Origin of the sequence: Citrobacter sp. RHBSTW-00986, from assembly GCF_013783065.1 — a bacterium.
Taxonomy (GTDB): Bacteria; Pseudomonadota; Gammaproteobacteria; order Enterobacterales; family Enterobacteriaceae; genus Citrobacter; species Citrobacter braakii.
This window is the reverse complement of record NZ_CP056200.1, coordinates 1,252,562-1,276,941: the sequence shown is the minus strand read 5'-3', so window position 1 is coordinate 1,276,941 and position 24,380 is coordinate 1,252,562. Positions and strand designations below refer to the sequence as shown.

27 protein-coding genes and 1 other annotated feature are annotated in these 24,380 nt (G+C 50.8%); of the genes, 14 read left to right on the top strand and 13 right to left on the bottom strand.

The window, feature by feature from the left end:
* Positions 1-224 precede the first annotated feature (224 nt).
* The 3 genes from clpB to rluD all read right to left on the bottom strand — a co-directional run bounded on the left by clpB (position 225) and on the right by rluD (position 4,636).
* Positions 225-2,798, bottom strand: coding sequence for an ATP-dependent chaperone ClpB (gene clpB, locus HV345_RS06250; protein ID WP_016154061.1), 2,574 nt, complete (start codon positions 2,796-2,798; stop codon positions 225-227).
* 129 nt (positions 2,799-2,927) lie between these two features.
* Entirely contained in the window at positions 2,928-3,659 is a 732-nt protein-coding gene (gene yfiH, locus HV345_RS06245) for a purine nucleoside phosphorylase YfiH (protein ID WP_181636384.1), read from the bottom strand.
* Positions 3,656-4,636 carry a 23S rRNA pseudouridine(1911/1915/1917) synthase RluD gene (gene rluD / locus HV345_RS06240; RefSeq protein WP_016154063.1) on the bottom strand — a complete coding sequence of 327 codons (981 nt, stop codon included), beginning with the start codon at positions 4,634-4,636 and terminating at the stop codon, positions 3,656-3,658. Before rluD ends, yfiH begins: the two co-directional genes overlap by 4 nt.
* A 131-nt stretch (positions 4,637-4,767) precedes the next feature.
* Between rluD and bamD the strand changes: the two genes are divergently transcribed.
* The 4 genes from bamD (at position 4,768) to pheA (ending at position 7,523) form a co-directional block, all read left to right on the top strand.
* On the top strand, positions 4,768-5,505 hold the full coding sequence (gene bamD / locus HV345_RS06235; protein WP_016154064.1) for an outer membrane protein assembly factor BamD: 738 nt from the start codon (positions 4,768-4,770) through the stop codon (positions 5,503-5,505).
* 268 nt (positions 5,506-5,773) lie between these two features.
* Entirely contained in the window at positions 5,774-6,112 is a 339-nt protein-coding gene (gene raiA, locus HV345_RS06230) for a ribosome-associated translation inhibitor RaiA (protein WP_003031244.1), read from the top strand.
* Between the two features lie 102 nt (positions 6,113-6,214).
* Positions 6,215-6,340: a sequence feature (Phe leader region), on the top strand.
* Positions 6,216-6,263 carry a pheA operon leader peptide PheL gene (pheL, locus tag HV345_RS06225; protein ID WP_100250063.1) on the top strand — a complete coding sequence of 16 codons (48 nt, stop codon included), beginning with the start codon at positions 6,216-6,218 and terminating at the stop codon, positions 6,261-6,263. (Overlaps the previous feature by 48 nt.)
* Positions 6,341-6,362: 22 nt before the next feature.
* Positions 6,363-7,523, top strand: a complete 1,161-nt coding sequence (gene pheA, locus HV345_RS06220; RefSeq protein ID WP_016154065.1) for a bifunctional chorismate mutase/prephenate dehydratase — start codon at positions 6,363-6,365, stop codon at positions 7,521-7,523.
* Between the two features lie 101 nt (positions 7,524-7,624).
* On the opposite strand, the gene tyrA is transcribed toward pheA, so the two are convergent.
* Both tyrA and aroF read right to left on the bottom strand, forming a co-directional pair.
* A complete protein-coding gene (gene tyrA, locus HV345_RS06215) occupies positions 7,625-8,746 on the bottom strand; it encodes a bifunctional chorismate mutase/prephenate dehydrogenase (protein WP_016154066.1) in 1,122 nt (373 codons plus the stop codon).
* 10 nt (positions 8,747-8,756) lie between these two features.
* Positions 8,757-9,827 (bottom strand): 3-deoxy-7-phosphoheptulonate synthase AroF, encoded by a 1,071-nt coding sequence (gene aroF / locus HV345_RS06210; RefSeq protein WP_181636383.1) that lies wholly within the window; start codon positions 9,825-9,827, stop codon positions 8,757-8,759.
* 215 nt (positions 9,828-10,042) lie between these two features.
* On the opposite strand from aroF, the gene HV345_RS06205 reads away from it, so the two are divergent.
* From HV345_RS06205 to HV345_RS06190, 4 genes are all read left to right on the top strand, one after another.
* Entirely contained in the window at positions 10,043-10,417 is a 375-nt protein-coding gene (locus tag HV345_RS06205) for a DUF2799 domain-containing protein (protein WP_016157184.1), read from the top strand.
* 158 nt (positions 10,418-10,575) lie between these two features.
* Positions 10,576-11,094, top strand: a complete 519-nt coding sequence (locus tag HV345_RS06200; protein WP_016157185.1) for a YfiR family protein — start codon at positions 10,576-10,578, stop codon at positions 11,092-11,094.
* Entirely contained in the window at positions 11,087-12,313 is a 1,227-nt protein-coding gene (dgcN, locus tag HV345_RS06195; RefSeq protein WP_181636382.1) for a diguanylate cyclase DgcN, read from the top strand. The genes HV345_RS06200 and dgcN overlap by 8 nt, the downstream gene beginning before the upstream one ends.
* A 10-nt stretch (positions 12,314-12,323) precedes the next feature.
* Complete coding sequence (locus HV345_RS06190) at positions 12,324-12,806, top strand: OmpA family protein (RefSeq protein ID WP_016154071.1); 483 nt, start codon at positions 12,324-12,326, stop codon at positions 12,804-12,806.
* A 127-nt stretch (positions 12,807-12,933) separates the two neighbouring features.
* On the opposite strand, the gene rplS is transcribed toward HV345_RS06190, so the two are convergent.
* From rplS to ffh, 5 genes are all read right to left on the bottom strand, one after another.
* Entirely contained in the window at positions 12,934-13,281 is a 348-nt protein-coding gene (gene rplS / locus HV345_RS06185) for a 50S ribosomal protein L19 (RefSeq protein ID WP_002914145.1), read from the bottom strand.
* A gap of 41 nt (positions 13,282-13,322) precedes the next feature.
* Positions 13,323-14,090, bottom strand: a complete 768-nt coding sequence (gene trmD, locus HV345_RS06180; protein ID WP_016157187.1) for a tRNA (guanosine(37)-N1)-methyltransferase TrmD — start codon at positions 14,088-14,090, stop codon at positions 13,323-13,325.
* A 44-nt stretch (positions 14,091-14,134) separates the two neighbouring features.
* A complete protein-coding gene (rimM, locus tag HV345_RS06175; RefSeq protein ID WP_003031230.1) occupies positions 14,135-14,683 on the bottom strand; it encodes a ribosome maturation factor RimM in 549 nt (182 codons plus the stop codon).
* Positions 14,684-14,701: 18 nt separating this feature from the next.
* On the bottom strand, positions 14,702-14,950 hold the full coding sequence (gene rpsP, locus HV345_RS06170; protein WP_003031228.1) for a 30S ribosomal protein S16: 249 nt from the start codon (positions 14,948-14,950) through the stop codon (positions 14,702-14,704).
* A 253-nt stretch (positions 14,951-15,203) separates the two neighbouring features.
* Positions 15,204-16,565 (bottom strand): signal recognition particle protein, encoded by a 1,362-nt coding sequence (gene ffh / locus HV345_RS06165; protein ID WP_003031226.1) that lies wholly within the window; start codon positions 16,563-16,565, stop codon positions 15,204-15,206.
* A 165-nt stretch (positions 16,566-16,730) separates the two neighbouring features.
* Here ffh and HV345_RS06160 point away from each other — a divergent pair, with 165 nt between their 5' ends.
* Positions 16,731-17,522: an inner membrane protein YpjD gene (locus HV345_RS06160; RefSeq protein WP_003031224.1), complete on the top strand. Its 792-nt coding sequence runs from the start codon at positions 16,731-16,733 to the stop codon at positions 17,520-17,522.
* An 18-nt stretch (positions 17,523-17,540) separates the two neighbouring features.
* The gene (locus tag HV345_RS06155; RefSeq protein WP_008324538.1) at positions 17,541-18,830 is read left to right on the top strand and encodes an HlyC/CorC family transporter; all 1,290 of its coding nucleotides are present in this window, start codon (positions 17,541-17,543) and stop codon (positions 18,828-18,830) included.
* A gap of 50 nt (positions 18,831-18,880) precedes the next feature.
* On the opposite strand, the gene grpE is transcribed toward HV345_RS06155, so the two are convergent.
* Positions 18,881-19,474 (bottom strand): nucleotide exchange factor GrpE, encoded by a 594-nt coding sequence (gene grpE / locus HV345_RS06150; protein WP_003031221.1) that lies wholly within the window; start codon positions 19,472-19,474, stop codon positions 18,881-18,883.
* A 122-nt stretch (positions 19,475-19,596) separates the two neighbouring features.
* On the opposite strand from grpE, the gene nadK reads away from it, so the two are divergent.
* The 3 genes from nadK (at position 19,597) to bamE (ending at position 22,716) form a co-directional block, all read left to right on the top strand.
* Positions 19,597-20,475, top strand: coding sequence for an NAD(+) kinase (gene nadK / locus HV345_RS06145; RefSeq protein WP_016154073.1), 879 nt, complete (start codon positions 19,597-19,599; stop codon positions 20,473-20,475).
* A gap of 85 nt (positions 20,476-20,560) precedes the next feature.
* The gene (recN, locus tag HV345_RS06140) at positions 20,561-22,222 is read left to right on the top strand and encodes a DNA repair protein RecN (RefSeq protein WP_181636381.1); all 1,662 of its coding nucleotides are present in this window, start codon (positions 20,561-20,563) and stop codon (positions 22,220-22,222) included.
* Positions 22,223-22,371: 149 nt separating this feature from the next.
* On the top strand, positions 22,372-22,716 hold the full coding sequence (bamE, locus tag HV345_RS06135) for an outer membrane protein assembly factor BamE (RefSeq protein WP_003826401.1): 345 nt from the start codon (positions 22,372-22,374) through the stop codon (positions 22,714-22,716).
* A 50-nt stretch (positions 22,717-22,766) separates the two neighbouring features.
* Here the strand turns inward: bamE and HV345_RS06130 are convergent, their stop codons facing one another.
* Positions 22,767-23,063, bottom strand: a complete 297-nt coding sequence (locus HV345_RS06130) for an RnfH family protein (RefSeq protein ID WP_181636380.1) — start codon at positions 23,061-23,063, stop codon at positions 22,767-22,769.
* A complete protein-coding gene (gene ratA / locus HV345_RS06125; protein ID WP_003031213.1) occupies positions 23,047-23,490 on the bottom strand; it encodes a type II toxin-antitoxin system toxin RatA in 444 nt (147 codons plus the stop codon). Before ratA ends, HV345_RS06130 begins: the two co-directional genes overlap by 17 nt.
* Positions 23,491-23,644: 154 nt before the next feature.
* Between ratA and smpB the strand changes: the two genes are divergently transcribed.
* A complete protein-coding gene (gene smpB, locus HV345_RS06120) occupies positions 23,645-24,127 on the top strand; it encodes an SsrA-binding protein SmpB (RefSeq protein ID WP_003031211.1) in 483 nt (160 codons plus the stop codon).
* The last annotated feature ends 253 nt before the right edge of the window (positions 24,128-24,380 follow it).

Below are 24,380 nucleotides of genomic sequence, written 5' to 3'. Positions count from 1 at the left end.
GCTACAGAGTCAAGCATTTATTTTCGCTTTTCTCCGCTGACCCGGCGGTTTGTAATCCGTTGTTCCGTGTCAGTGGAGGCGCATTATAGGGAGTTATTTCAGGCTGACAAGTTAAAAATACAAAAAACTTATCAAGCGACTACTTTTCAACCATTACATTGATTTTTGCTTTGTTTTTAAACAAAAACGAGCCCCGCAGGGCTCGTTTATTGTCGTTTTGTGACTTACTGCACTGCCACAATGCGATCGTCATTCACTTCCAGCCGAATCGTTTTGCCAGGAATCAGCTCACCAGACAGAATTTGCTGCGCCAGCGGGTTTTCGATCTGTTGCTGGATAGCACGTTTGAGTGGACGTGCGCCATACACCGGATCGTAACCATTCGCACTCAGCAGTTTAAGCGCCTCGTCAGAGATATGGATTTCATAGCCACGCTCTTCCAGACGTTTGTACAGACGTTGCAGTTGGATCTGTGCAATAGAAGCAATGTGCTGCTCACCCAACGGATGGAATACAACAACTTCATCTATACGGTTGATGAATTCCGGGCGGAAATTATGGCTCACGACGCCCAGGACCATATCCTTCATGTGGCCGTAGTCCAGCTCACCGAAGCGTTCCTGAATCAGATCGGACCCCAGGTTCGAGGTCATGATGACAACCGTATTACGGAAGTCGACCGTTCTCCCCTGCCCGTCAGTCAGACGACCATCATCAAGCACCTGCAACAGAATATTGAACACATCCGGGTGCGCTTTCTCCACTTCATCCAGCAGGATGACAGAGTAAGGACGACGACGTACCGCTTCTGTCAGATATCCACCTTCTTCATAACCGACATATCCCGGAGGTGCCCCGACCAGACGAGACACCGAGTGTTTCTCCATAAACTCGGACATATCGATACGCACCATGGCATCATCACTGTCGAACATAAAGTTTGCCAGCGCTTTGCACAGTTCAGTTTTACCGACACCGGTTGGGCCGAGGAACAAGAACGAACCAATCGGGCGGTTCGGATCGGACAAGCCAGCACGGCTACGACGGATGGCGTTAGAAACGGCTTCCACCGCTTCGTTCTGGCCAATCACGCGGCTGTGCAACTGCTGCTCCATACGCAACAGTTTTTCCCGTTCGCCTTCCAGCATGCGAGCAACCGGGATCCCGGTCCAGCGCGCCAGCACTTCTGCAATTTCTGCATCAGTGACTTTATTACGCAGCAGACGCATGGTTTTGCCTTCAGACTGGGTGGCTGCTTCCAGCTGTTTTTCCAGTTCAGGAATTTTGCCGTACTGCAGTTCAGACATCCGCGCCAGGTCGCCGACACGACGCGCCTGTTCGATGGCGATTTTCGCCTGCTCCAGCTCAGCCTTGATAGTTTGCGTTCCCGAAAGGGATGCTTTTTCAGCTTTCCACTCTTCTTCTAATTCAGAATACTGGCGCTCTTTATCGTCCAGCTCTTCGTTGAGCATATCGAGACGTTTTTTACTCGCCTCATCAGACTCTTTCATTAATGCCTGCTGTTCCAGTTTGAGCTGGATAATCCGGCGGTCGAGTCTGTCGAGTTCCTCCGGCTTGGAGTCAATCTGCATACGAATGCTGGATGCCGCCTCATCGATAAGGTCGATAGCTTTGTCCGGCAACTGACGATCGGCAATATAGCGGTGAGACAGCGTAGCTGCCGCAACAATCGCCGGGTCAGTGATCTGCACATGGTGGTGCAGCTCATAACGTTCTTTCAGGCCACGCAGAATCGCGATGGTGTCTTCTACTGAAGGTTCGGCTACAAATACTTTCTGGAAACGACGTTCCAGTGCCGCATCTTTTTCGATGTACTGGCGATATTCATCAAGCGTTGTTGCGCCTACACAGTGCAGTTCCCCGCGTGCCAGCGCAGGTTTCAGCATGTTCCCGGCGTCCATTGCGCCATCGGCTTTACCCGCCCCAACCATGGTATGCAACTCATCAATAAACAGGATGACATTGCCTTCCTGTTTCGAGAGATCGTTCAGCACGCCTTTTAAGCGTTCTTCAAACTCACCACGATATTTGGCCCCAGCCACCAGCGCACCCATATCCAGCGCCAGCACACGGCGACCTTTTAAGCCTTCCGGCACTTCACCATTGATAATTCGTTGGGCCAGCCCTTCAACGATGGCCGTTTTACCAACACCTGGTTCGCCGATTAACACCGGGTTATTTTTAGTACGCCGCTGCAGTACCTGAATGGTACGGCGAATTTCTTCATCACGGCCGATAACCGGATCGAGTTTGCCCTGCTCGGCACGTTCGGTCAGGTCGACGGTATATTTTTTCAAGGCCTGACGTTGGTCTTCAGCCCCCTGGTCATTCACGCTTTCACCTCCACGCATTTGTTCAATTGCCTGAGTGATATTCGCGGTCGTCGCACCTGCTGATTTTAGTAAATCGGTCAGCGTACCGCGTGACTCAAGCGCCGCCAGTACGAACAGTTCTGACGAAATAAAGTTGTCCCCACGTTTTTGCGCCAGCTTGTCGCAAAGATTCAGTACACGCACCAGATCCTGAGAAGGCTGCACATCACCGCCGGTACCTTCTACCTGCGGCAACCGGCTCAACGCCTGGTCAATGGCTGTACGTAACTGGCCAGCATTAATGCCAGCAGACGTTAATAAAGGACGTACCGATCCCCCTTCCTGATTCAGCAAGGCGCTCATTAGATGAAGTGGTTCGATGAATTGATTGTCGTGCCCCAATGCGAGTGACTGGGCATCGGCAAGAGCAAGCTGGAATTTATTAGTAAGACGATCCAGACGCATAACTCCTCCCATAACAGGTCAAAATTGCTACTGGAGATTAAATGAGGTCATCCCTCAATTATTCAAGGTGAATGACCTGAATTATGTGAAAAGAAAATTACACGTACCGGATCGTCTTGATTCTTTAGGTTATATCAGCCAAATAAAACTTGCCATACGACCCGTGGTATTGTCGCGACGATAAGAGAAGAACGTCTCACTTTCGCTGAAGGTGCAACGGTCGCCGCCGTAGATGTTCTCTACTCCGATATTTGCCAGACGCTGACGCGCAAGCTGGTAAATATTCGCCAGATATTTATCACCATGCGGTACAAATGCGAGGACCGCTTGCGGATCTTTCGCCATGAACGCTGCGCGAACTTCTGCCCCCACTTCAAACGCGTTCGGGCCAATCGCCGGGCCTAGCCAGGCAATAATGTTTTCAGGTTTGTCGGCAAAACACGCCACCGTCTCTTCCAGCACGCCGGCGCATAATCCGCGCCAACCCGCATGTGCCGCCGCGACTTCCGTTCCTGCGCGATTGCAAAACAGCACCGGCAGACAGTCGGCCGTCATCACTGCACACACGGTGCCCGGCGTGTTGCTGTAAGAAGCATCCGCACGTTTGGAGGCGTAAGGCTCGCCGGCCAGTTTCAGGACATCCTTACCGTGGACCTGCTCCAGCCAGACTGGCTTTGACGGCAGATTGCCCGCAGCAAACAGCCGCTTGCGGTTCTCTTCAACATGCTCCGGGTTGTCGCCGCAATGGGCGCCCAGATTCAGCGAATCATAAGGCGGCATGCTAACACCGCCAATACGGGTAGAACTACACGCCACAACACCTTGCGGTATCGGCCACTGCGGGACAATTAGCTTACTCATAGCCAAGCAATATCATCCTTATGTTCTTCGAAATCAGCGCGCATCACTTCAATCAATTGCACCATATCTTGTGGAATCGGTGCGTGCCATTCCATTTCGATACCTGAAATTGGGTGATATAAACGCAGCATAGTCGCGTGCAGCGCCTGACGATCGAACTTACGCAGCACGGAGATAAATTCGTCAGAAGCGCCTTTCGGTGGACGCGGACGACCGCCGTAGACCTGATCGCCCACCAGCGGATGGGTGATATGCGCCATGTGCACGCGGATCTGGTGCGTACGTCCGGTTTCCAGACGCAGCCGCAGACGCGTGTGCACACGGAAGTGTTCCATTATGCGATAGTGCGTCACCGCCGGTTTCCCCATCGGGTGTACCGCCATGTGCGTACGCTTGGTCGGGTGGCGGCTAATCGGTTCCTCAACGGTTCCGCCTGCCGTCATATGACCAATCGCCACGGCTTCGTACTCACGGGTAATTTCACGCAGCTGCAGCGACTCCACCAGACGCGTTTGCGCCGGAACGGTTTTTGCCACCACCATTAATCCGGTCGTGTCTTTATCCAGACGGTGCACGATACCAGCACGTGGAACATCCGCGATTGGCGGGTAGTAATGCAGTAATGCATTCAATACCGTGCCATCAGGATTACCGGCCCCCGGATGCACTACGAGGTCACGGGGTTTGTTGATGACAAGAATATCGTCATCTTCATAAACGATATCCAGTGGGATATCCTGAGGTTCAAAACGAACCTCTTCATCAATTTCTGCAGTGATGGAGACGCGCTCTCCACCCAACACTTTTTCTTTCGGTTTATCGCAAAGATTGCCATTTACCAGTACGCGCTGGTCAAGGATCCATTCTTTTATGCGCGATCGCGAATAATCAGGGAACAATTCGGCCAAAGCCTGATCTAAGCGTTGACCGAGCTGATTTTCGGAGACTGTTGCGGTGAGTTCTACTCGTTGTGCCATAAACTGCTTCTTCGTTTAACGTTGGGTTTTACGGCTTTGCCGTTTAATATAGTGTGCTATTGTAGCTGGTCTTAACCGGGAGCAGGAACAGAGAATCTCCCGTAAAACATTTTGAGGAAAGTCAAAACGTCATGACGCGCATGAAATATCTGGTGGCAGCAGCCACGTTGAGCCTGTTTTTGGCGGGTTGCTCTGGTTCAAAGGAAGAGGTGCCCGATAATCCGCCAAATGAAATCTACGCGACTGCTCAGCAAAAGCTGCAGGACGGTAACTGGAAACAGGCAATAACGCAATTAGAAGCGTTGGATAACCGTTATCCATTTGGACCGTATTCTCAGCAGGTGCAATTAGATCTCATCTACGCCTACTACAAAAACGCCGATCTGCCACTTGCTCAGGCTGCCATCGATCGTTTTATTCGTCTTAACCCGACACACCCTAACATTGATTATGTCATGTATATGCGTGGCCTGACCAATATGGCGTTGGATGATAGCGCACTGCAAGGATTCTTTGGTGTTGATCGCAGCGATCGCGATCCGCAACATGCCCGAGCTGCGTTTAATGACTTTTCCAAACTGGTACGTGGCTATCCAAACAGCCAGTACACCACCGACGCCACCAAACGTCTGGTATTCCTGAAAGACCGTCTGGCGAAGTATGAATATTCCGTTGTGGAATACTACACTGCCCGCGGTGCATGGGTTGCCGTGGTAAACCGTGTGGAAGGCATGCTGCGCGACTTCCCGGATACCCAGGCAACACGCAATGCCTTGCCGTTAATGGAAAATGCTTATCGCCAGATGCAGATGAATGCGCAGGCAGAAAAAGTAGCGAAAATCATTGCCGCCAACAGCAGCAATACCTGATTTATCTCAGAATGCAAACGGCAGCCCAAAGGCTGCCGTTTTTTTATCCGTAAACACCACAACTGAAGCGGTTTAGCTGCAACGCATCTCATCAAATATGGCCTGCTTTCAGGTATTCCTCAAGTAAAAAATCGCTTGTTCCTGCGGTGCCTCACAAAAAGGTTTTCTTGACAAAAAGCGACAAAAAAATGTGATTAACATCACACATTTTGACATTAGGAACGGTATGCTGGAATCACCAAGACGGGAAAGACAAGAGGTAAAATTTATGACAATGAACATTACCAGTAAACAAATGGAAATTACTCCGGCAATTCGCCAGCATGTCGCAGACCGTCTCGCCAAACTCGAAAAATGGCAAACTCATCTGATTAATCCACATATCATTCTGTCTAAGGAGCCGCAGGGTTTCATTGCTGATGCCACCATCAATACACCGAACGGACATCTGGTCGCCAGCGCAAAACACGAGGATATGTACACCGCAATTAACGATTTGATCAACAAGCTGGAACGGCAGCTCAATAAAGTGCAGCACAAAGGCGAAGCCCGTCGTGCAACAACTTCAGTCAAAGACGCCAACTTCGTCGAAGCAGAAGAAGAGTAGTCCCTTACATTGAGTGTATCGCCAACGCGCCTCCGGGCGCGTTTTTTGTTGACAGGGTGAAAACAGTACGGGTACTTTACTGACGTAGCCAAAGGAAAATTACATGAAACTTGTCCCGTTCTTCTTCGCATTCTTTTTTACCTTCCCCTGAATGGGAGGCGTTTCGTCGTGTGATAAAGAATGCGAAGACGAACAATAAGGCCTCCCACAACGGGGGGCCTTTTTTATTGATAACAAGAAAGGCAACACTATGACATCGGAAAACCCATTGCTGGCGCTGCGCGATAAGATCAGCACGCTGGATGAAAAATTACTGGCCCTGCTGGCTGAGCGACGTGGACTGGCCGTAGAAGTTGGCAAAGCTAAGCTGCTTTCACATCGTCCAGTTCGTGATATCGACCGTGAGCGCGATCTGTTGGACCGACTGATTCAGCTTGGCAAAGCACATCATCTTGATGCTCACTACATCACTCGCCTGTTCCAGCTCATAATCGAAGACTCCGTCCTGACTCAGCAGGCACTGCTCCAGCAGCATCTGAACAAAATTAACCCGCACTCAGCACGCGTTGCTTTCCTTGGGCCAAAAGGATCATATTCTCATCTTGCCGCACGCCAGTATGCTGCCCGCCATTTTGAACAATTTATAGAAAGCGGCTGCGCGAAATTTGCCGATATCTTTAATCAGGTCGAAACCGGACAAGCTGACTACGCAGTGGTTCCGATTGAAAACACCAGTTCCGGTGGGATTAACGACGTTTACGACCTGCTACAGCACACCAGCCTGTCTATCGTTGGCGAGATGACTATCACGATTGACCACTGCCTACTGGTGTCCGGCACGACAGATCTCGAGACCATTGAAACGGTATATAGCCATCCGCAGCCATTCCAGCAGTGCAGCAAATTCCTGAGTCGTTACCCACACTGGAAGATTGAGTACACCGAAAGCACCTCGGCGGCGATGGAAAAAGTTGCGCAGGCTAACTCACCGCGCGTGGCGGCTCTGGGGAGCGAAGCCGGAGGCGTACTATACGGTTTGCAGGTTCTTGAGCATATCGAAGCTAATCAGACGCAAAACATCACCCGCTTCGTGGTACTGGCGCGCAAGGCAATCAATGTTTCCGATCAGGTGCCAGCAAAAACCACGTTGCTGATGGCGACAGGACAACAAGCCGGTGCGCTGGTAGAAGCTCTGCTGGTACTGCGCAACCATAATCTGATTATGACTAAACTGGAGTCACGCCCGATTCACGGCAATCCCTGGGAGGAAATGTTTTATCTTGATATCCAGGCCAACCTGGAATCACCCCAGATGCAAAAAGCATTGAAGGAGTTAGGTGAGATTACGCGCTCGATGAAAGTACTTGGCTGCTATCCAAGTGAGAATGTGGTGCCGGTCGATCCAAGCTAACGTTTGACAATGCCGGATGGCGCTACGCTTATCCGGCATTCTATTTAGCCGATCCTTGTATGACTGATACAACGCATCAGCGTTGCCATCAAGCATCGTATTTATTGGCGACTATCGTTAGCCTGGCGCAACAAAGTACGGCTTTCGTTCTGGAAGCGTTTCGCATAATCACCAAACCAGTGCTCCACCTTACGGAAGCTGTCGATGAACGCTTGCTTATCGCCCTGCTCCAGTAAACCGATCGCCTCACCAAAACGTTGGTAGTAGCGTTTGATCAGCGCAAGGTTACTCTCAGACGACATAATGATATCGGCATAGAGCTGCGGATCCTGGGCAAACAGACGTCCGACCATCGCCAGTTCAAGGCGATAAATTGGCGAAGAGAGTGCCAGTAACTGCTCCAGTTGAACATTCTCTTCCGCTAAATGCAGACCGTAAGCAAAGGTCGCAAAGTGACGCAATGCCTGAATAAATGCCATGTTCTGGTCGTGTTCAACAGCACTGATCCGATGCAGTCGCGCGCCCCATACCTGAATCTGTTCCAGAAACCACTGATAAGCTTCCGGCTGGCGTCCGTCACACCAGACGACGACCTGCTTTGCCAGACTGCCGCTGTCCGGGCCAAACATGGGGTGTAATCCCACCACCGGGCCGTCGTGCGCCGCCAGCATCGCCTGCAAAGGACCATTTTTCACCGAAGCCAGATCCACCAGGATGCAGTCGGACGGCAGACGCGGTAATTTGGCGATTACCTGCTCAGTGACGTGGATCGGCACGCTGACGATCACCATGCCAGCATCAGAGACGATCTCCGGCGCACGATCCCAGTCCTGCTGTTCCAGGATCCGTACCTGATAACCTGACAGGGTGAGCATTTTTTCGAACAGACGTCCCATCTGACCGCCGCCGCCGACAATCACCACCGGTCGCAGAGAAGGACAAAGCGTTTTAAATCCTTTGTCGTTCTCACTGGAGTAAGACTCGCGCATAACCCGGCGCAGCACATCTTCAATCAGGTCCGGCGGCACGCCAAGGGCTTCCGCTTCCGCCCGGCGGGAGGCCAGCATAGAGGCTTCCCGTTCCGGCACGTAGATAGGCAGCCCAAAGCGGCTTTTTACTTCACCGACTTCGGCCACCAGCTCCAGGCGACGAGCCAGTAAACCCAGCAGCGCCTTGTCGACTTCATCAATTTGATCGCGTAATGCGGTCAATTCAGCAACCATAACCAACCTCTTATGCTACACGCGCCGACAGCTGGCCGTTTAAATCCTGGCTAATTTCACGCAGTAGCGCATCCGTCATTTCCCAGCTAATGCAGGTATCAGTTACAGACACGCCGTATTTCATTTCGCTACGCGGCTGTTCAGAAGACTGATTGCCTTCGTGAATATTACTTTCAATCATCAAGCCAATGATCGAGCGATTGCCATCTTTGATTTGTGCAATCACGGATTCAGCCACGGCAGGCTGGCGGCGGTAATCTTTATTGGAGTTACCATGACTGCAATCTACCATCAGAGAAGGTCGTAGTCCCGCCTGCTCCATCTCTTTTTCGCACTGGGCGACATCTGCCGGGCTGTAGTTCGGCGCTTTACCACCGCGCAGGATCACGTGACCGTCCGGGTTACCCTGAGTTTGCAGCAGTGCAACCTGTCCAGCCTGGTTAATACCAACAAAGCGGTGCGACTGTGCCGCCGCGCGCATCGCGTTAATGGCGGTCGCCAGGCTACCGTCAGTACCGTTCTTAAAGCCGACCGGCATCGAAAGACCGGAAGCCATTTCGCGGTGAGTCTGCGATTCCGTGGTACGCGCACCGATTGCAGACCAGCTAAACAGATCGCCAAGGTATTGCGGGCTATTGGGATCCAGCGCTTCAGTTGCCAGCGGTAGTCCCATATTCACCAGTTCAAGCAGCAGCTGACGCGCAATTTTCAGGCCGGCTTCAACATCAAAAGAGCCATCCATATGAGGATCGTTAATTAACCCTTTCCAGCCGACGGTGGTACGGGGTTTTTCAAAATAGACGCGCATCACCAGGTAGAGGCTATCGCTGACCTCTGCGGCAAGGGCTTTAAACCGACGAGCGTACTCAATAGCCATTTCAGGATCGTGAATGGAACACGGGCCACATACCACCAGCAGGCGCGGATCGCGACCAGAGATAATATCTGAAATGGTTTTACGCGACTGGGAGATTTGCGCTTCTTGCGCCTGGCTCAGCGGGAATTCAGCTTTCAGCTGCTCCGGAGTCATCAGAACCTGTTCGTCGGTAATATGTACGTTGTTCAGCGCGTCTTTTTGCATGGTGGTGATCCTGTTTAGCTCGTTTGCGATAGTTGATCCTCAGCGAGGAGGTGATAACGATAACACAACAGGTAAAGATTTCAATCCACAAACCGTAAATTTTAATTTACAGCACACACTTTAATGACAAAATACGCCCTCCATTGCGTACATTAAAATTTACACCATCCGGTATTGAGATCCACTATGCTTAAAAAAACGAGGGAGTACAGGCAATGAAGCAACTCATCAGCACCCTATTTCTATTACTTCTTAGCGGATGTCAGATAGATCCTTATACCCACGCCCCCACATGGACGGGAACCGCCTGGTACGACGCCGGAATACAAGATGCCATTTCGGGGTATGCCGTTAAAGATAATGAAACTCTTGCCGACAACTACAATGACCCCGAAGTCGATCGTACGGAATATCTTAAGGGTTATGCCGAGGGACAACGTAAAATCTGCCAGCCGGATTTTGTTTACGCCAGAGGTTTGACCGGTAAAACCTTTCCCCCAAGTTGTGATACGGTCGAAAATATTGACCAGTTACACAGTGCCTGGCAAAAAGGAGCAAACGAAGGAGCCACCTCAATAAGATTAAATTAAACAATAGCTTATATTTTATAAATTACTAAGATTTAACTTAAATCACTAATAGCTTTCCACCTGGCATAATGACGGCTTAGGAAAATAATGTTATTTTGTCCTAAATAATCTTGAATGTATTTCGACGTTTTACGGCAAACGCTGGTAGGTAACTATTCATGAGCTATTCTTACCGACTCATACTTCTACTGGCACTGCTCCTGACCGGATTACCGCTGTACGCCCAAAGCGTTACGGAAGAAGCAAAATCTGTACGCGCTATGGTTTCCGGCATCGTCAGTTATACGCGCTGGCCTGCACTGTCCGGGCCCCCCAAACTGTGTATTTTCTCTTCATCGCGTTTTTCCAGTGTCCTGGGAGATACCAGTGCCGGAGCATTACCCTATCTTCCCGTCATCATTCGTACGGAACAAGAAATATTAGTTTCGCAGTGTGATGGCTTTTATTTTGGAAAAGAATCCCCTACTTATCAGGTGGAATTAAAGAATAAATATCCGTCTAAGGCATTGCTATTAATTGCCGAACAGAACCCCGAATGCGTTATTGGCAGCGCCTTTTGCCTCATAATTAAAGATGAAGATGTGAGATTTTCCGTAAATATGGATTCCCTTTCACGCAGTGGCGTAAGGGTCAGTCCGGACGTATTAATGCTTGCACGGAATCAGAAGCATGGATAAGGGCCATTCTCCCATAACACGCCCGACGTTTAAGCGGACATTACGGCGTATCAGCATAATCAGCGTTCTGGTAACTATGACGCTGATCTGGCTGCTGCTCAGCATTTCTTCGGTGCTGGCATTGAGACAGTATGCGCAAAAGAACCTGGATCTGACTGCTGCAACCATGACCCGCACACTTGAAGCAGCATTAGTTTTTTCTGATGGCGTCGCGGCCACTGAAACGCTGGCAGCACTGGGCCAGCAGGGGCAATTTTCCGTTGCAGAAGTTCGTAATAAAAACCAGAAGGTGATCGCCACCTGGCGCTATAACGCGCAGGATACCACTGAAAAAATCAGCGGACTTATCAGCCACTGGCTGTTCCCACAACCGGTCACTCAACCTATTTTGCATAATGGCAACGTCATCGGCGAAGTACGATTGACTGCGCGCGATAGCGTTATCAGCCATTTCATCTATTTGTCGCTGGCCGTCCTTACCGGGTGCATTCTGTTGGCCTCTGGCATTGCATTAATGCTCACTCGTTATTTACATAATGGCGTCGTGGAAGCCCTGCAAAATATAACCGAGGTGGTACATGATGTTCGTACCAACCGTAACTTTTCACGGCGCGTTTCAGAAGAGCGCATTGAAGAGTTTCACCTTTTTGCCCAGGATTTTAATAGTCTTCTGGACGAGATGGAGGAGTGGCAACTTAAACTGCAGGCAAAGAACGCCCAGCTTTTGCGTACGGCGCTACACGATCCGCTGACCGGACTGGCGAATCGCGCCTCATTTCGCAGCAGCATTAACGCCCTGATGAATGACCATGCCGCCCACAGCAGCTCCGCACTGTTATTCCTTGATGGTGATAATTTTAAATTTATTAATGATACCTGGGGCCACGCAGCGGGGGATCGGGTCCTGATTGAAGTTGCAAACAGGCTGTCCGAGTTTGGTGGTAATCGACATCACCCCTACAGACTTGGCGGCGATGAGTTCGCTATGGTGCTGTACAGCGTTCACTCTGAATACGAAGTTCAGCGGATCTGCGCGGCACTGTCACACGAGTTTAACCGACCTTTTGACCTGCATAACGGTCATCAGGCAAGCATGACACTCAGCATTGGTTTTGCGCTGACGTGGGAACATGCCTCTGCCGAGAAATTACAAGAACTTGCCGATAAAAATATGTATCAGGCCAAAAATTTGCGTTCTGAACGCATTATTAAAAAATAAGGACTTACACATGCTAAAACGTCTATCATCCCCGTTTCTTCTGCTTTTACTGATTTTGGCAGGCTGTCAGGCACCTCAGGGAAAATTTACCCCGGAGCAAATTGCAGCCATGAAATCGTACGGATTTACCGAAGCTTCCGGAGACTGGTCTCTTGGTCTGTCTGACAACATCCTGTTTGACAAAAACGACTATAAGCTCCGCCCTGAAAGTGAAAAGCAGATCCAGGAAATGGCATCCAAACTGGCAGCTACCGGGTTAAACCATGCGCGTATGGATGGCCATACCGATAACTACGGCGAAGACAGCTACAACGAAGCGCTGTCGCTCAAACGCGCGAATGTGGTTGCCGATGCGTGGGCACAGGGCGCCAACATTCCCCGCACTAATCTGACAACGCAGGGACTCGGGAAGAAATACCCGATCGCCAGTAATCAGACGTCAAAAGGTCGTGCTGAAAACCGCCGGGTTGCAGTCGTGATCGCTACGCCGTAAAAGTCCTCAACTGGCTGCGCGCCGCGCAGCTATCTAATTGCAATAAAACAAAAGAGTAAGGTCGGAATAAAAAAAGGGCCAGCCTTTCGGCCAGCCCTTTTCTAACAGGATGTCGCTTGCGCGAATCTTAGTTAAGACGCTCTTTGATACGAGCAGACTTACCAGTGCGCTCACGCAGGTAGTACAGTTTAGCTTTACGAACAGCACCACGACGTTTAACAGCAATGCTGTCAACTACCGGAGAGTGAGTCTGGAAGACACGCTCAACGCCTTCGCCGTTGGAAATTTTACGAACAGTGAATGCAGAGTGCAGACCGCGGTTACGAATAGCGATAACCACGCCCTCGAATGCCTGCAGACGTTTTTTGGAACCTTCAACAACCCATACTTTCACTTCCACGGTATCACCCGGACGGAAGGAAGGTACGTCCTGCTTCATCTGCTCTTGTTCAAGTTGCTTAATAATGTTGCTCATAATTTAATCTCTTATCCTGGGTAAACTGATATTTGGGGGTCTCAGACCAGCCCATCATGTTTATGCTGCTGTTGTGCGTGTTCCGTTTTGAACTCCGCCAGCAACCTTGCTTGCTCTTCAGTCAGAGCCAGGTTTTCCAGAAGTTCAGGTCTTCTAAGCCAGGTCCGGCCCAGCGACTGTTTTAAACGCCAGCGACGTATCTCAGCGTGGTTCCCCGACAGTAACACTGCCGGTACTTCCATCTGTTCTAACACTTCAGGTCGGGTATAGTGCGGACAATCCAGCAACCCATCAGCAAACGAATCTTCGATTGCCGAAGCTTCATGACCCAGAACTCCCGGAATAAACCGAGAAACGGAGTCGATCAGCGTCATTGCCGGTAACTCACCACCGCTGAGAACGTAATCGCCGATTGACCATTCTTCGTCAATTTCGGTTTGAATCACGCGCTCATCTATTCCTTCATAGCGACCACACACCAGAATCAGCTTTTGATTCGTGGCCAGTTCGCTAACGCCCGCTTGATCAAGCTTGCGTCCCTGAGGTGACAGATAAATCACCTTTGCGCCTTCACCAGCCGCAGCTTTTGCTGCATGAATGGCGTCCCGTAAAGGTTGCACCATCATTAACATCCCCGGTCCGCCGCCGTAAGGACGATCGTCCACGGTACGGTGCCGGTCATGAGTAAAGTCACGAGGACTCCAGCTCTGGATATTCAGCAGGCCATTTTTTACTGCCCGGCCAGTTACCCCGTAATCGGTAATTGCGCGGAACATTTCTGGAAACAGGCTAACGATACCTATAAACACAAGCCAATCCCCATAACGCCGACTTTTACCGTTTATCCGGTGGTTTAAAAACCAGGATCCCAATCTACTTCGATAGTACGAGTAGCGAGATCGACTTTCTTGATAACCTGCCCATCGAGGAACGGTACAAGACGTTCCTTGATACCAAACGCATCTTTCAGGTTTGCCTTAATGACAATGACGTCATTCGAACCGGTTTCCATCATATCGACGACTTTACCGAGATCGTAACCTTCAGTGGTCACTACCTGGCAGCCCATAAGGTCTTTCCAGTAGTAGGAACCATCTTCCAGCGCTGGCAACTGCGAGGAATCCACGACAATTTCGCAATTAGTCAGTAGATTCGCCGAATCACGATCGTCAACGCCTTTCAGCTTGATGATCAGATCCTGATTGTGGTGCTTCCAGCTTTCCAGCTGTACTTGCTGCCACTGACCCGCCTTCTGGATAAACCAGGGCTGATAGTCAAAAATGCTTTCGGCGTCTTCAGTGGAAGAAAACACTCTGAGCCAACCACGGATACCGTAAGAAGACCCCATTTTCCCCAAAACGATGGGTTCCACAGGAGCCTGCGCGGCGAGTTGCTTGCTCATCATGACCACCGTGACAGATTAAGCTGCTTTGTTTGCTGCTTTGATCAGCGTAGCTACGCGATCAGAAATAGTCGCGCCCTGGCCAACCCAGTGAGCGATGCGATCCAGATCCAGGCGAGTGCCTTCTTCTTTTTCGCTAGCGATTGGGTTAAAGAAGCCAACGCGCTCGATGAAGCGACCGTTGCGTGCATTACGGCTGTCGGTAACAACAACCTGGTAGAACGGACGCTTTTTAGCGCCGTGACGAGCTAAACGAATAGTAACCATAACATCCTCTTGTGTGAATAAAACACCCAGGCCCCATCGAGGAACGGAGCCCGGGTGTCATATTAAAAGCCCGAAAATTTTACTGATTTCTGGGAAAAAAGCAATCAACATGTGATGAGGCTTTATACTTGGGCATTACCATTGCAGCCAGTTTGGCGTCGGTGTGTGCGCAGAAAGCGGAACGTACATGCAGTACGTGAGCATTTCGAGCCCACCCCGGCGTCAAAAAGGCAAATTAGGTAGCCCGATATATTTATCTACCAGGGAAGCCTGGCGGCATCATACCCTTCATGCCACGCATCATCTTCGCCATACCGCCTTTCTTCATTTTCTTCATCATGCGCTGCATGTCGTCGAACTGTTTCAGAAGGCGGTTTACGTCCTGTACCTGCATACCGCAGCCGGCAGCAATACGGCGTTTACGGGAACCTTTGATGATTTCCGGCTTAGCGCGTTCTTTCATCGTCATCGAGTTGATGATGGCTTCCATACGCACCAGCACTTTATCGTCCATCTGCGATTTCACGTTGTCTGGGATCTGCCCCATGCCCGGCAGCTTGCCCATCAGGCTTGCCATGCCGCCCATGTTTTTCATCTGGTTGAGCTGCTCAAGGAAATCGTTGAGATCGAAGCCGTCGCCTTTTTTCAGCTTGCTGGCTAATTTCTCTGCCTGCGCGCGGTCGACCTTGCTTTCGATATCTTCGATCAGCGACAGCACGTCACCCATGCCGAGAATACGCGAAGCAATACGATCCGGGTGGAACGGCTCCAGCGCTTCGGTTTTCTCGCCGACGCCGAGGAATTTAATCGGCTTGCCGGTGATATGACGAATAGAGAGCGCCGCACCACCACGAGCATCACCATCAACTTTGGTCAGCACGACACCGGTTAACGGCAGCGCTTCGTTGAAGGCTTTTGCGGTATTCGCGGCATCCTGACCGGTCATGGCATCGACCACAAACAGCGTTTCAACCGGCTTAATAGAAGCGTGGACCTGTTTGATTTCGTCCATCATCGCTTCATCAACGTGCAGGCGACCGGCGGTATCCACCAGCAGCACGTCGTAGAATTTGAGTTTGGCTTCTTTCAGCGCGGCGTTAACGATATCGACCGGCTTCTGGCCGACATCCGACGGGAAGAAGTCCACACCGACCTGCTCGGCCAGCGTTTCCAGCTGTTTTATCGCCGCCGGGCGATAAACGTCCGCGGAGACCACCAGCACTTTCTTCTTGTGCTTCTCACGCAGGAATTTTCCCAGCTTACCGACGCTGGTCGTTTTACCCGCCCCCTGCAGACCAGCCATCAGCACAACGGCTGGCGGCTGTGCAGCCAGATTCAGGGTCTGGTTTTCTTCGCCCATTGCCGCAACCAGTTCGTTACGGACAATCTTGACGAACTCCTGACCCGGCGTCAGGCTTTTGTTAACTTCATGACCAACCGCTTTCTCTTTTACGCGATTGATAAACTCACGCACTACCGGCAGCGCTACGTCAGCCTCCAGCAGCGCCATGCGCACTTCGCGCAGCGTCTCTTTAACGTTGTCTTCAGTAAGGCGTCCACGGCCACTGATATTGCGCAGCGTGCGCGACAAACGATCGGTTAAATTATCAAACATTGTCTCTCGCCTGGGGTGGAAACGGTCGGTCGCGACAGCGACACATCAACAGAAATTTGTCGCAGTATAACATGAAGCCGCCTTTGTTGTTATGCAACGGTTGGAGCAGCGGTCACGTAACGCTATACTGCTTTTCTTTATCACTGGCCAACTGTCGACACCTATATGCCCGTTTTTGCTCTGCTTGCCCTTGTCGCCTACTCAGTCAGCCTTGCGCTGATTATTCCCGCTCTGCTGCAAAAAAACAGCGGCTGGCGGCGTATGGCTATTCTCTCTGCGGTCGTCGCGCTGGTAAGTCATGCTATCGCCCTGGAAGCGCGAATTCTGCCCGGCGGTGAAAGCGGACAAAACCTGAGTCTGTTGAACGTCGGCTCACTGGTTAGCCTGATGATCTGTACGGTAATGACTATCGTCGCTTCCCGCAATCGTGGCTGGCTATTGCTGCCCATTGTCTACGCCTTTGCGCTAATCAACCTGGCCTTCGCCACGTTTATGCCGAACGAGTTCATCACCCATCTCGAAGCTACGCCGGGCATGATGATTCACATCGGGCTATCGCTATTCGCTTACGCCACGCTGATTATCGCCGCACTGTATGCGCTGCAACTGGCATGGATCGACTACCAGTTGAAAAACAAAAAACTGGCCTTCAGCAATGAGATGCCGCCGCTAATGAGTATTGAGCGGAAAATGTTTCATATCACCCAAATTGGCGTGGTTCTGCTGACGCTCACCCTGTGCACAGGCCTGTTTTACATGCATAACCTGTTCAGTACCGAGAACATTGATAAAGCCGTTCTCTCTATCGTGGCATGGTTTGTCTATATCGTTCTGTTGTGGGGGCATTACCATGAAGGCTGGCGCGGACGTCGCGTCGTATGGTTTAACGTCGCAGGCGCAGGCATTCTAACGCTGGCCTATTTCGGCAGTCGTATCCTGCAGCAGTTCGTGAGTTAAATCTTTAAGGAACCCTACGTGGAACACATCTCCACCACCACGCTCATTGTCACGCTTCTCATCATGGTGGTCATTTCCGCCTATTTTTCCGGTTCTGAAACCGGAATGATGACCCTGAATCGCTATCGTCTACGTCATCGGGCCAAGCAGGGGAATCGTCAGGCAAAACGCGTTGAAAAGCTACTTCGTAAGCCGGACCGCCTGATAAGCCTGGTGCTCATCGGTAATAATCTGGTGAATATTCTGGCCTCCGCGCTCGGCACCATTGTCGGTATGCGCCTGTATGGCGATGCGGGTGTCGCCATTGCCACTGGGGTACTGACGTTTGTCGTGCTGGTTTTTGCCGAAGTACTGCCCAAGACTATTGCCGCGCTGTATCCGGAAAAAGTCGCCTATCCGAGCAGTGTACTGCTGGCTCCACTGCAGATTCTGATGATGCCGTTGGTGTGGCTACTCAACACCATCACGCGGCTACTTATGCGCATGATGGGCATCAAAACGGATATCGTGGTGAGCGGTTCGCTGAGTAAAGATGAACTGCGAACGCTGGTGAATGAATCGCGCTCGCAAATTTCACGCCGTAACCAGGATATGCTTCTGTCAGTGCTGGATCTGGAAAAAGTCAGCGTCGATGACATCATGATCCCGCGTAACGAAATCATCGGCATTGATATTAACGATGACTGGAAGTCAATCGTGCGTCAGCTTTCGCACTCTCCACACGGCCGTATTGTGCTGTACCGCGACTCGCTGGACGACGCCATCAGTATGCTGCGCGTACGTGAAGCCTGGCGATTGATGGCAGAGAAAAAAGAGTTCACCAAAGAGACTATGTTACGTGCCGCCGACGAAATTTATTACGTCCCGGAAGGTACGCCTCTCAGCACCCAGCTCATTAAGTTTCAGCGAAACAAGAAGAAAGTGGGTCTGGTTGTCAATGAATATGGCGATATTCAGGGGCTGGTCACGGTCGAAGATATTCTGGAAGAGATTGTCGGCGACTTCACCACTTCAATGTCACCCACGCTTGCCGAAGAGGTAACGCCGCAGAATGATGGCTCGGTGATCATTGACGGCAGCGCCAACGTTCGTGAAATCAATAAGGCGTTTAACTGGCACCTGCCGGAAGATGACGCACGTACCGTGAATGGTATTATTCTTGAAGCGCTGGAAGAGATCCCGGTTGCCGGCACGCGTGTGCGCATCGGACAGTACGATATCGATATTCTCGACGTGCAGGACAATATGATTAAACAGGTGCAGGTATTGCCGGTCAAACCGCTACGGGAAAGCGTGTCGGACCAGTGAGAGTAATTCAGGCCGGGTAGCGCGTGAGCATTACCCGGCCTGAAGGCTGATTAGCCTTTGGCTTTAGCCACAGAGACCATCGCGGCGCGGATGGTACGTCCGTTCAGGGTATAGCCTTTCTGCATTACCATCAGCACATTACCGGCAGCAACGTCGTCGGACTCTACCATTGCAATTGCCTGGTGCACGTTCGGGTCCATCGGCACATCGATATCCGCAACCACCTGTACACCAAACTTCGCCACGACATCCAGCATTGACTTACGGGTCAGCTCAATACCTTCAACCATCGCCGCCATAGCGTCATTATCTTTATCCGCAACTTCCAGAGCGCGGTCCAGGCTATCCAGCACCGGCAGCAGTTCGTTGACGAATTTTTCCAGCGCAAACTTATGCGCTTTTTCTACGTCCAGTTCGGTACGACGACGCAGGTTTTCCATTTCCGCTTTGATACGCAACACGCTGTCGCGCTCGCGAGTTTCGGCTTCAGCAAGCTGAGCTTCCAGATTCGCAATTTTTTCATCGCGCGGATCCACCTGCTCAGCAGAAGCGTCTGATTCAACCGCCTCAACTTCTTCGTGCTGATCCATGATAATTTCTTCCGGGGCTTGCCCCTCAGGCGTTTTCTGTTCTTTACTACTCATGAATTTCTCCGCGTTTTTTTCGCATTCATCTCGCTAACTTGGCTTATTATGGGGATCAGATTCAGGGATTCAAGGGAAGTACTCACATTGTCACTAATCTTCGTTACAAGGACCTCGAGAAAATGAACAAACATTTCAAGTGTATTGGCATTGTGGGGCATCCACGTCACCCCACTGCACTGACCACACATGAAATGCTCTACCGTTGGCTGTGCACCAAAGGTTATGAGGTTATCGTTGAGCAACAAATCGCCCACGAACTGCAGCTGAAAAATGTGAAAACCGGCACGCTCGCAGAAATTGGCCAACAGGCAGACCTCGCCGTGGTAGTCGGCGGCGACGGCAATATGCTGGGCGCCGCACGCACCCTGGCACGTTATGACATCAAGGTTATTGGCATTAACCGCGGCAACCTCGGTTTTTTGACCGACCTTGACCCAGACAATGCCCAGCAACAGTTAGCTGACGTGCTGGAAGGCCACTACATCAGCGAAAAGCGCTTTTTACTCGAAGCTCAGGTGTGTCAACAGGATTGCCAGAAGCGCATTAGCACTGCCATCAATGAAGTTGTGCTGCACCCCGGGAAAGTGGCGCACATGATTGAATTTGAAGTCTATATCGATGAAATTTTTGCCTTCTCCCAACGTTCAGATGGGCTGATTATCTCGACGCCGACCGGCTCTACCGCCTACTCACTCTCTGCCGGAGGCCCAATTCTGACGCCTTCTCTGGATGCTATTACGCTGGTACCCATGTTTCCGCATACGCTTTCCGCGCGACCGCTGGTGATCAACAGTAGCAGCACCATTCGCCTGCGCTTTTCCCATCGCCGTAACGATCTGGAGATCAGCTGTGACAGCCAAATCGCCCTACCTATACAGGAAGGTGAAGACGTATTGATTCGCCGCTGTGATTATCATCTGAACCTGATACATCCAAAAGATTACAGCTATTTCAACACATTAAGCACTAAGCTTGGTTGGTCAAAAAAATTATTCTAATTTAACGCCAACCTCTTTACTGTATAAAAAACCAGTTTATACTGTATGAAATCACAGTTATGGTTTTTCATACAGGAAAACAGCTATGTTGGCACAACTGACCATCAGCAATTTTGCTATCGTTCGTGAACTTGAGATCGATTTCCAGAACGGAATGACCGTTATCACCGGTGAGACCGGTGCGGGTAAGTCCATTGCCATTGATGCTCTCGGTTTGTGTCTGGGCGGACGCGCAGACGCAGACATGGTGCGTGCAGGCGCCATGCGAGCCGACCTCTGCGCCCGTTTTGCCTTAAAAGATACCCCCGCAGCCCTGCGCTGGCTGGAAGAGAACCAGCTTGAGGAAGGCCGTGAGTGTTTGCTGCGTCGCGTTATCAGCAGCGATGGCCGCTCCCGTGGGTTTATTAACGGAACCGCCGTTCCGTTATCGCAGTTGCGCGAGCTGGGCCAGTTACTTATTCAAATCCATGGCCAGCATGCGCATCAGCTCCTTACAAAATCAGAACACCAAAAATCCCTGCTTGATGGTTACGCCAATGAAGCGTCTCTGACCCAGGAAATGGCTGCGCGCTACCAACTATGGCACCAAAGTTGTCGTGACCTGGCGCATCATCAGCAACAAAGCCTGGAACGCGCAGCCCGGGCGGAATTGTTGCAATACCAGTTAAAGGAACTGAACGAATTCAATCCGCAGCCGGGTGAGTTTGAGCAAATTGATGAAGAGTACAAGCGCCTGGCTAACAGTGGGCAATTGCTCACCACCAGCCAACAGGCGCTGGCTATCCTGGCTGATGGTGAAGACATCAATCTGCAAAGCCAACTGTACACCGCAAAACACCTGGTCACTGAACTGGCAGGCATGGACGGCAAACTTTCAGATATTCTGGATATGCTGGAAGAGGCCACCATCCAGCTCAGCGAAGCCAGCGACGAGCTGCGCCACTATTGCGATCGTCTGGATTTAGACCCTAACCGCTTGTTCGAACTCGAACAGCGTATCTCCAGGCAAATCTCGTTGGCGCGTAAACATCATGTTGCCCCTGAAGTGCTGCCACAGTTCTATCAGTCGTTGCTGGATGAACAACAGCAACTGGACGATCAGGCCGACTCGCTCGAAACCTTAACCCTGGCGGTGAACAATCACCACCAGCAGGCGCTGGAAACGGCAAAAATGCTGCACCAACAGCGTCAGCATTATGCGCAGGAACTGGGGCAACTTATTACAGAGAGCATGCATGCCCTCTCGATGCCGCACGGTGTCTTTTGCATTGATGTGAAATTTGAGGAGCATCATCTGAGCGCAGACGGTGCCGATCGCGTGGAGTTTAAAGTGACCACTAACCCAGGTCAGCCGTTACAGCCAATTGCGAAAGTCGCTTCCGGCGGGGAACTGTCACGTATTGCGCTGGCTATTCAGGTCATTACAGCACGTAAGATGGAAACGCCTGCGCTAATTTTCGATGAGGTGGATGTTGGTATCAGCGGCCCGACGGCTGCGGTAGTGGGTAAAATGTTGCGACAGTTGGGCGAGTCAACGCAGGTAATGTGTGTTACTCACCTGCCGCAGGTTGCGGGCTGTGGTCATCAACATTTCTATGTCAGCAAAGAAACAGATGGCGCGATGACGGAAACACACATGCAGCCGCTTGATAAACGCGCGCGCCTGCAGGAATTAGCCCGTCTACTTGGCGGTAGCGAAGTGACGCGCAATACCCTCGCAAATGCAAAAGAACTGCTGGCGGCATAAACTTTTTTACCTTGTGAAGGTCTGAGTTCAACATAAAATCGCCGACCGACCCGACAGCAAAAGGTTTTAAAGTGGTGAAAGGTCTATTATCATCGGCATATTACATATGAGCCGCGTACTGCTCGGGCCCGAAAAGGAATCAAATCACTATGCGCTGTAAAACGCTGACTGCTGCTGCAGCAGTACTACTGATGTTGACTGCAGGCTGTTCCACTCTGGAGCGAGTGGTTTACCGCCCTGACATCAACCAGGGAAATTATCTGACACCTACCGATGTCGCTAAAGTGCGCACGGGTATGACGCAACAGCAGGTTGCTTATGCTCTGGGTACACCAATGATGTCCGATCCTTTTGGCACTAACACCTGGTTTTATGTGTTCCGTCAGCAACCTGGACATGAAGGCGTAACCCAGCAAACGCTGACGCTGACCTTTAACAGCAGCGGCGTATTGACCAACATTGATAACAAACCCGCTTTGACCGATAACAAGTAGGTTTGAGAGATCAAAAAAAGGTGCTCAATGAGCACCTTTTTTATTGTCTGTTACTTTTTAGCGGATTTCTCTGCTCGCTGTCTGCGCAGCTCTTTTGGGTCAGCAATCAGTGGCCGGTAAATTTCCACCCGATCGCCGTTATGCAGAACATCAGCAAGCTTTACCGGACGGCTGTAGATACCCACTTTATTTTTACTGAGATCGATATCGGTACGTAATTCCAGCAGCCCGGAAGCGCGGATAGCCTCTTCCACCGTTGCGCCCTGCTGCAGCGTTACGCGCTGTAAATACTGTTTCTCGGGTAGCGCGTACGCCACTTCAACGACAATTTTAGCCGACGCTGACACTGTAAACCTCTTTCGCGCGAACCGTGAAGGCCTGCACCATATTTGAAGCCAGTTCTTTAAAGATACGGCCAAACGCCAGCTCGATTAACTTATTGGTGAACTCAAAATCGAGGTGAAATTCAATACGACACGCTTCATGACTCAGTGGCGTAAACTTCCAGCCGCCAATCAGCTTCTTGAACGGCCCATCGACCAGATGCATCAGAATGCTCTGATTACTGGTCAGTTGATTGCGCGTGGTGAACGTTTTGCTGATCCCTGCTTTCGAGACATCCACAGCGGCCGTCATTTGTCCCGGAGTCGACTCCAGTACGCGGCTACCGGTGCAACCCGGCAAAAACTGAGGATAGGACTTAACATCATTCACTAGCTGATACATCTGTTCCGCACTGTAGGGTACTAAAGCGGTCCGGCTAATCTGAGGCATAACAATTCCCATCAATATCAATCACACAAATAATACCATTTATCACCCGCTAAAAAAAACGCTATAGCCTAACTCGTGCTAAGATAGCGCCTTGCGCCCCGCTGGATGAAATGGGGTGTTTTTCGATTCCAGATTACCTATACTGAGCGGCATTATGACGAAGAAAAAAGCACACAAACCTGGCTCAGCCACAATCGCGCTAAACAAGCGCGCACGACACGAATACTTTATTGAAGAAGAGTTCGAAGCAGGACTCGCCCTGCAAGGTTGGGAAGTCAAATCCCTGCGCGCGGGTAAAGCCAACATCGGCGACAGCTATGTCATACTCAAAGACGGCGAAGCGTTCCTGTTTGGCGCCAACTTCACGCCAATGGCGGTGGCCTCAACACACGTGGTATGCGACCCCACCCGAACCCGTAAACTGTTGTTAAACCAGCGTGAACTCGACTCCCTGTATGGTCGTATGAATCGTGATGGTTATACCGTCGTTGCGCTTTCGTTGTACTGGAAGAATGCCTGGTGCAAAGTGAAAATTGGCGTTGCGAAAGGTAAGAAACAGCACGACAAGCGCTCTGATGTGAAAGAACGCGAATGGCAGTTAGATAAAGCGCGTATCATGAAAAATGCTGGCCGCTAAATGCTACTCCCCTGTGACCAGTCTCTCCTCCTGAGACTGGTTCTTATTTTTTAGTTATCGAAACCCACACAATACATTCACCGAGTTTATAGTTTATTTATGCTGAATCGTTCAGATATGAAATAAACCCCCTGTCATTACCGTTGCGGTCTATAGTCCAATAATATAAAAGTTCAAGACCATAGCATTCATATTTCCATTTATTTAATAACACTATTATTACTATTGTTTATTATATTGACATTCATTTCAA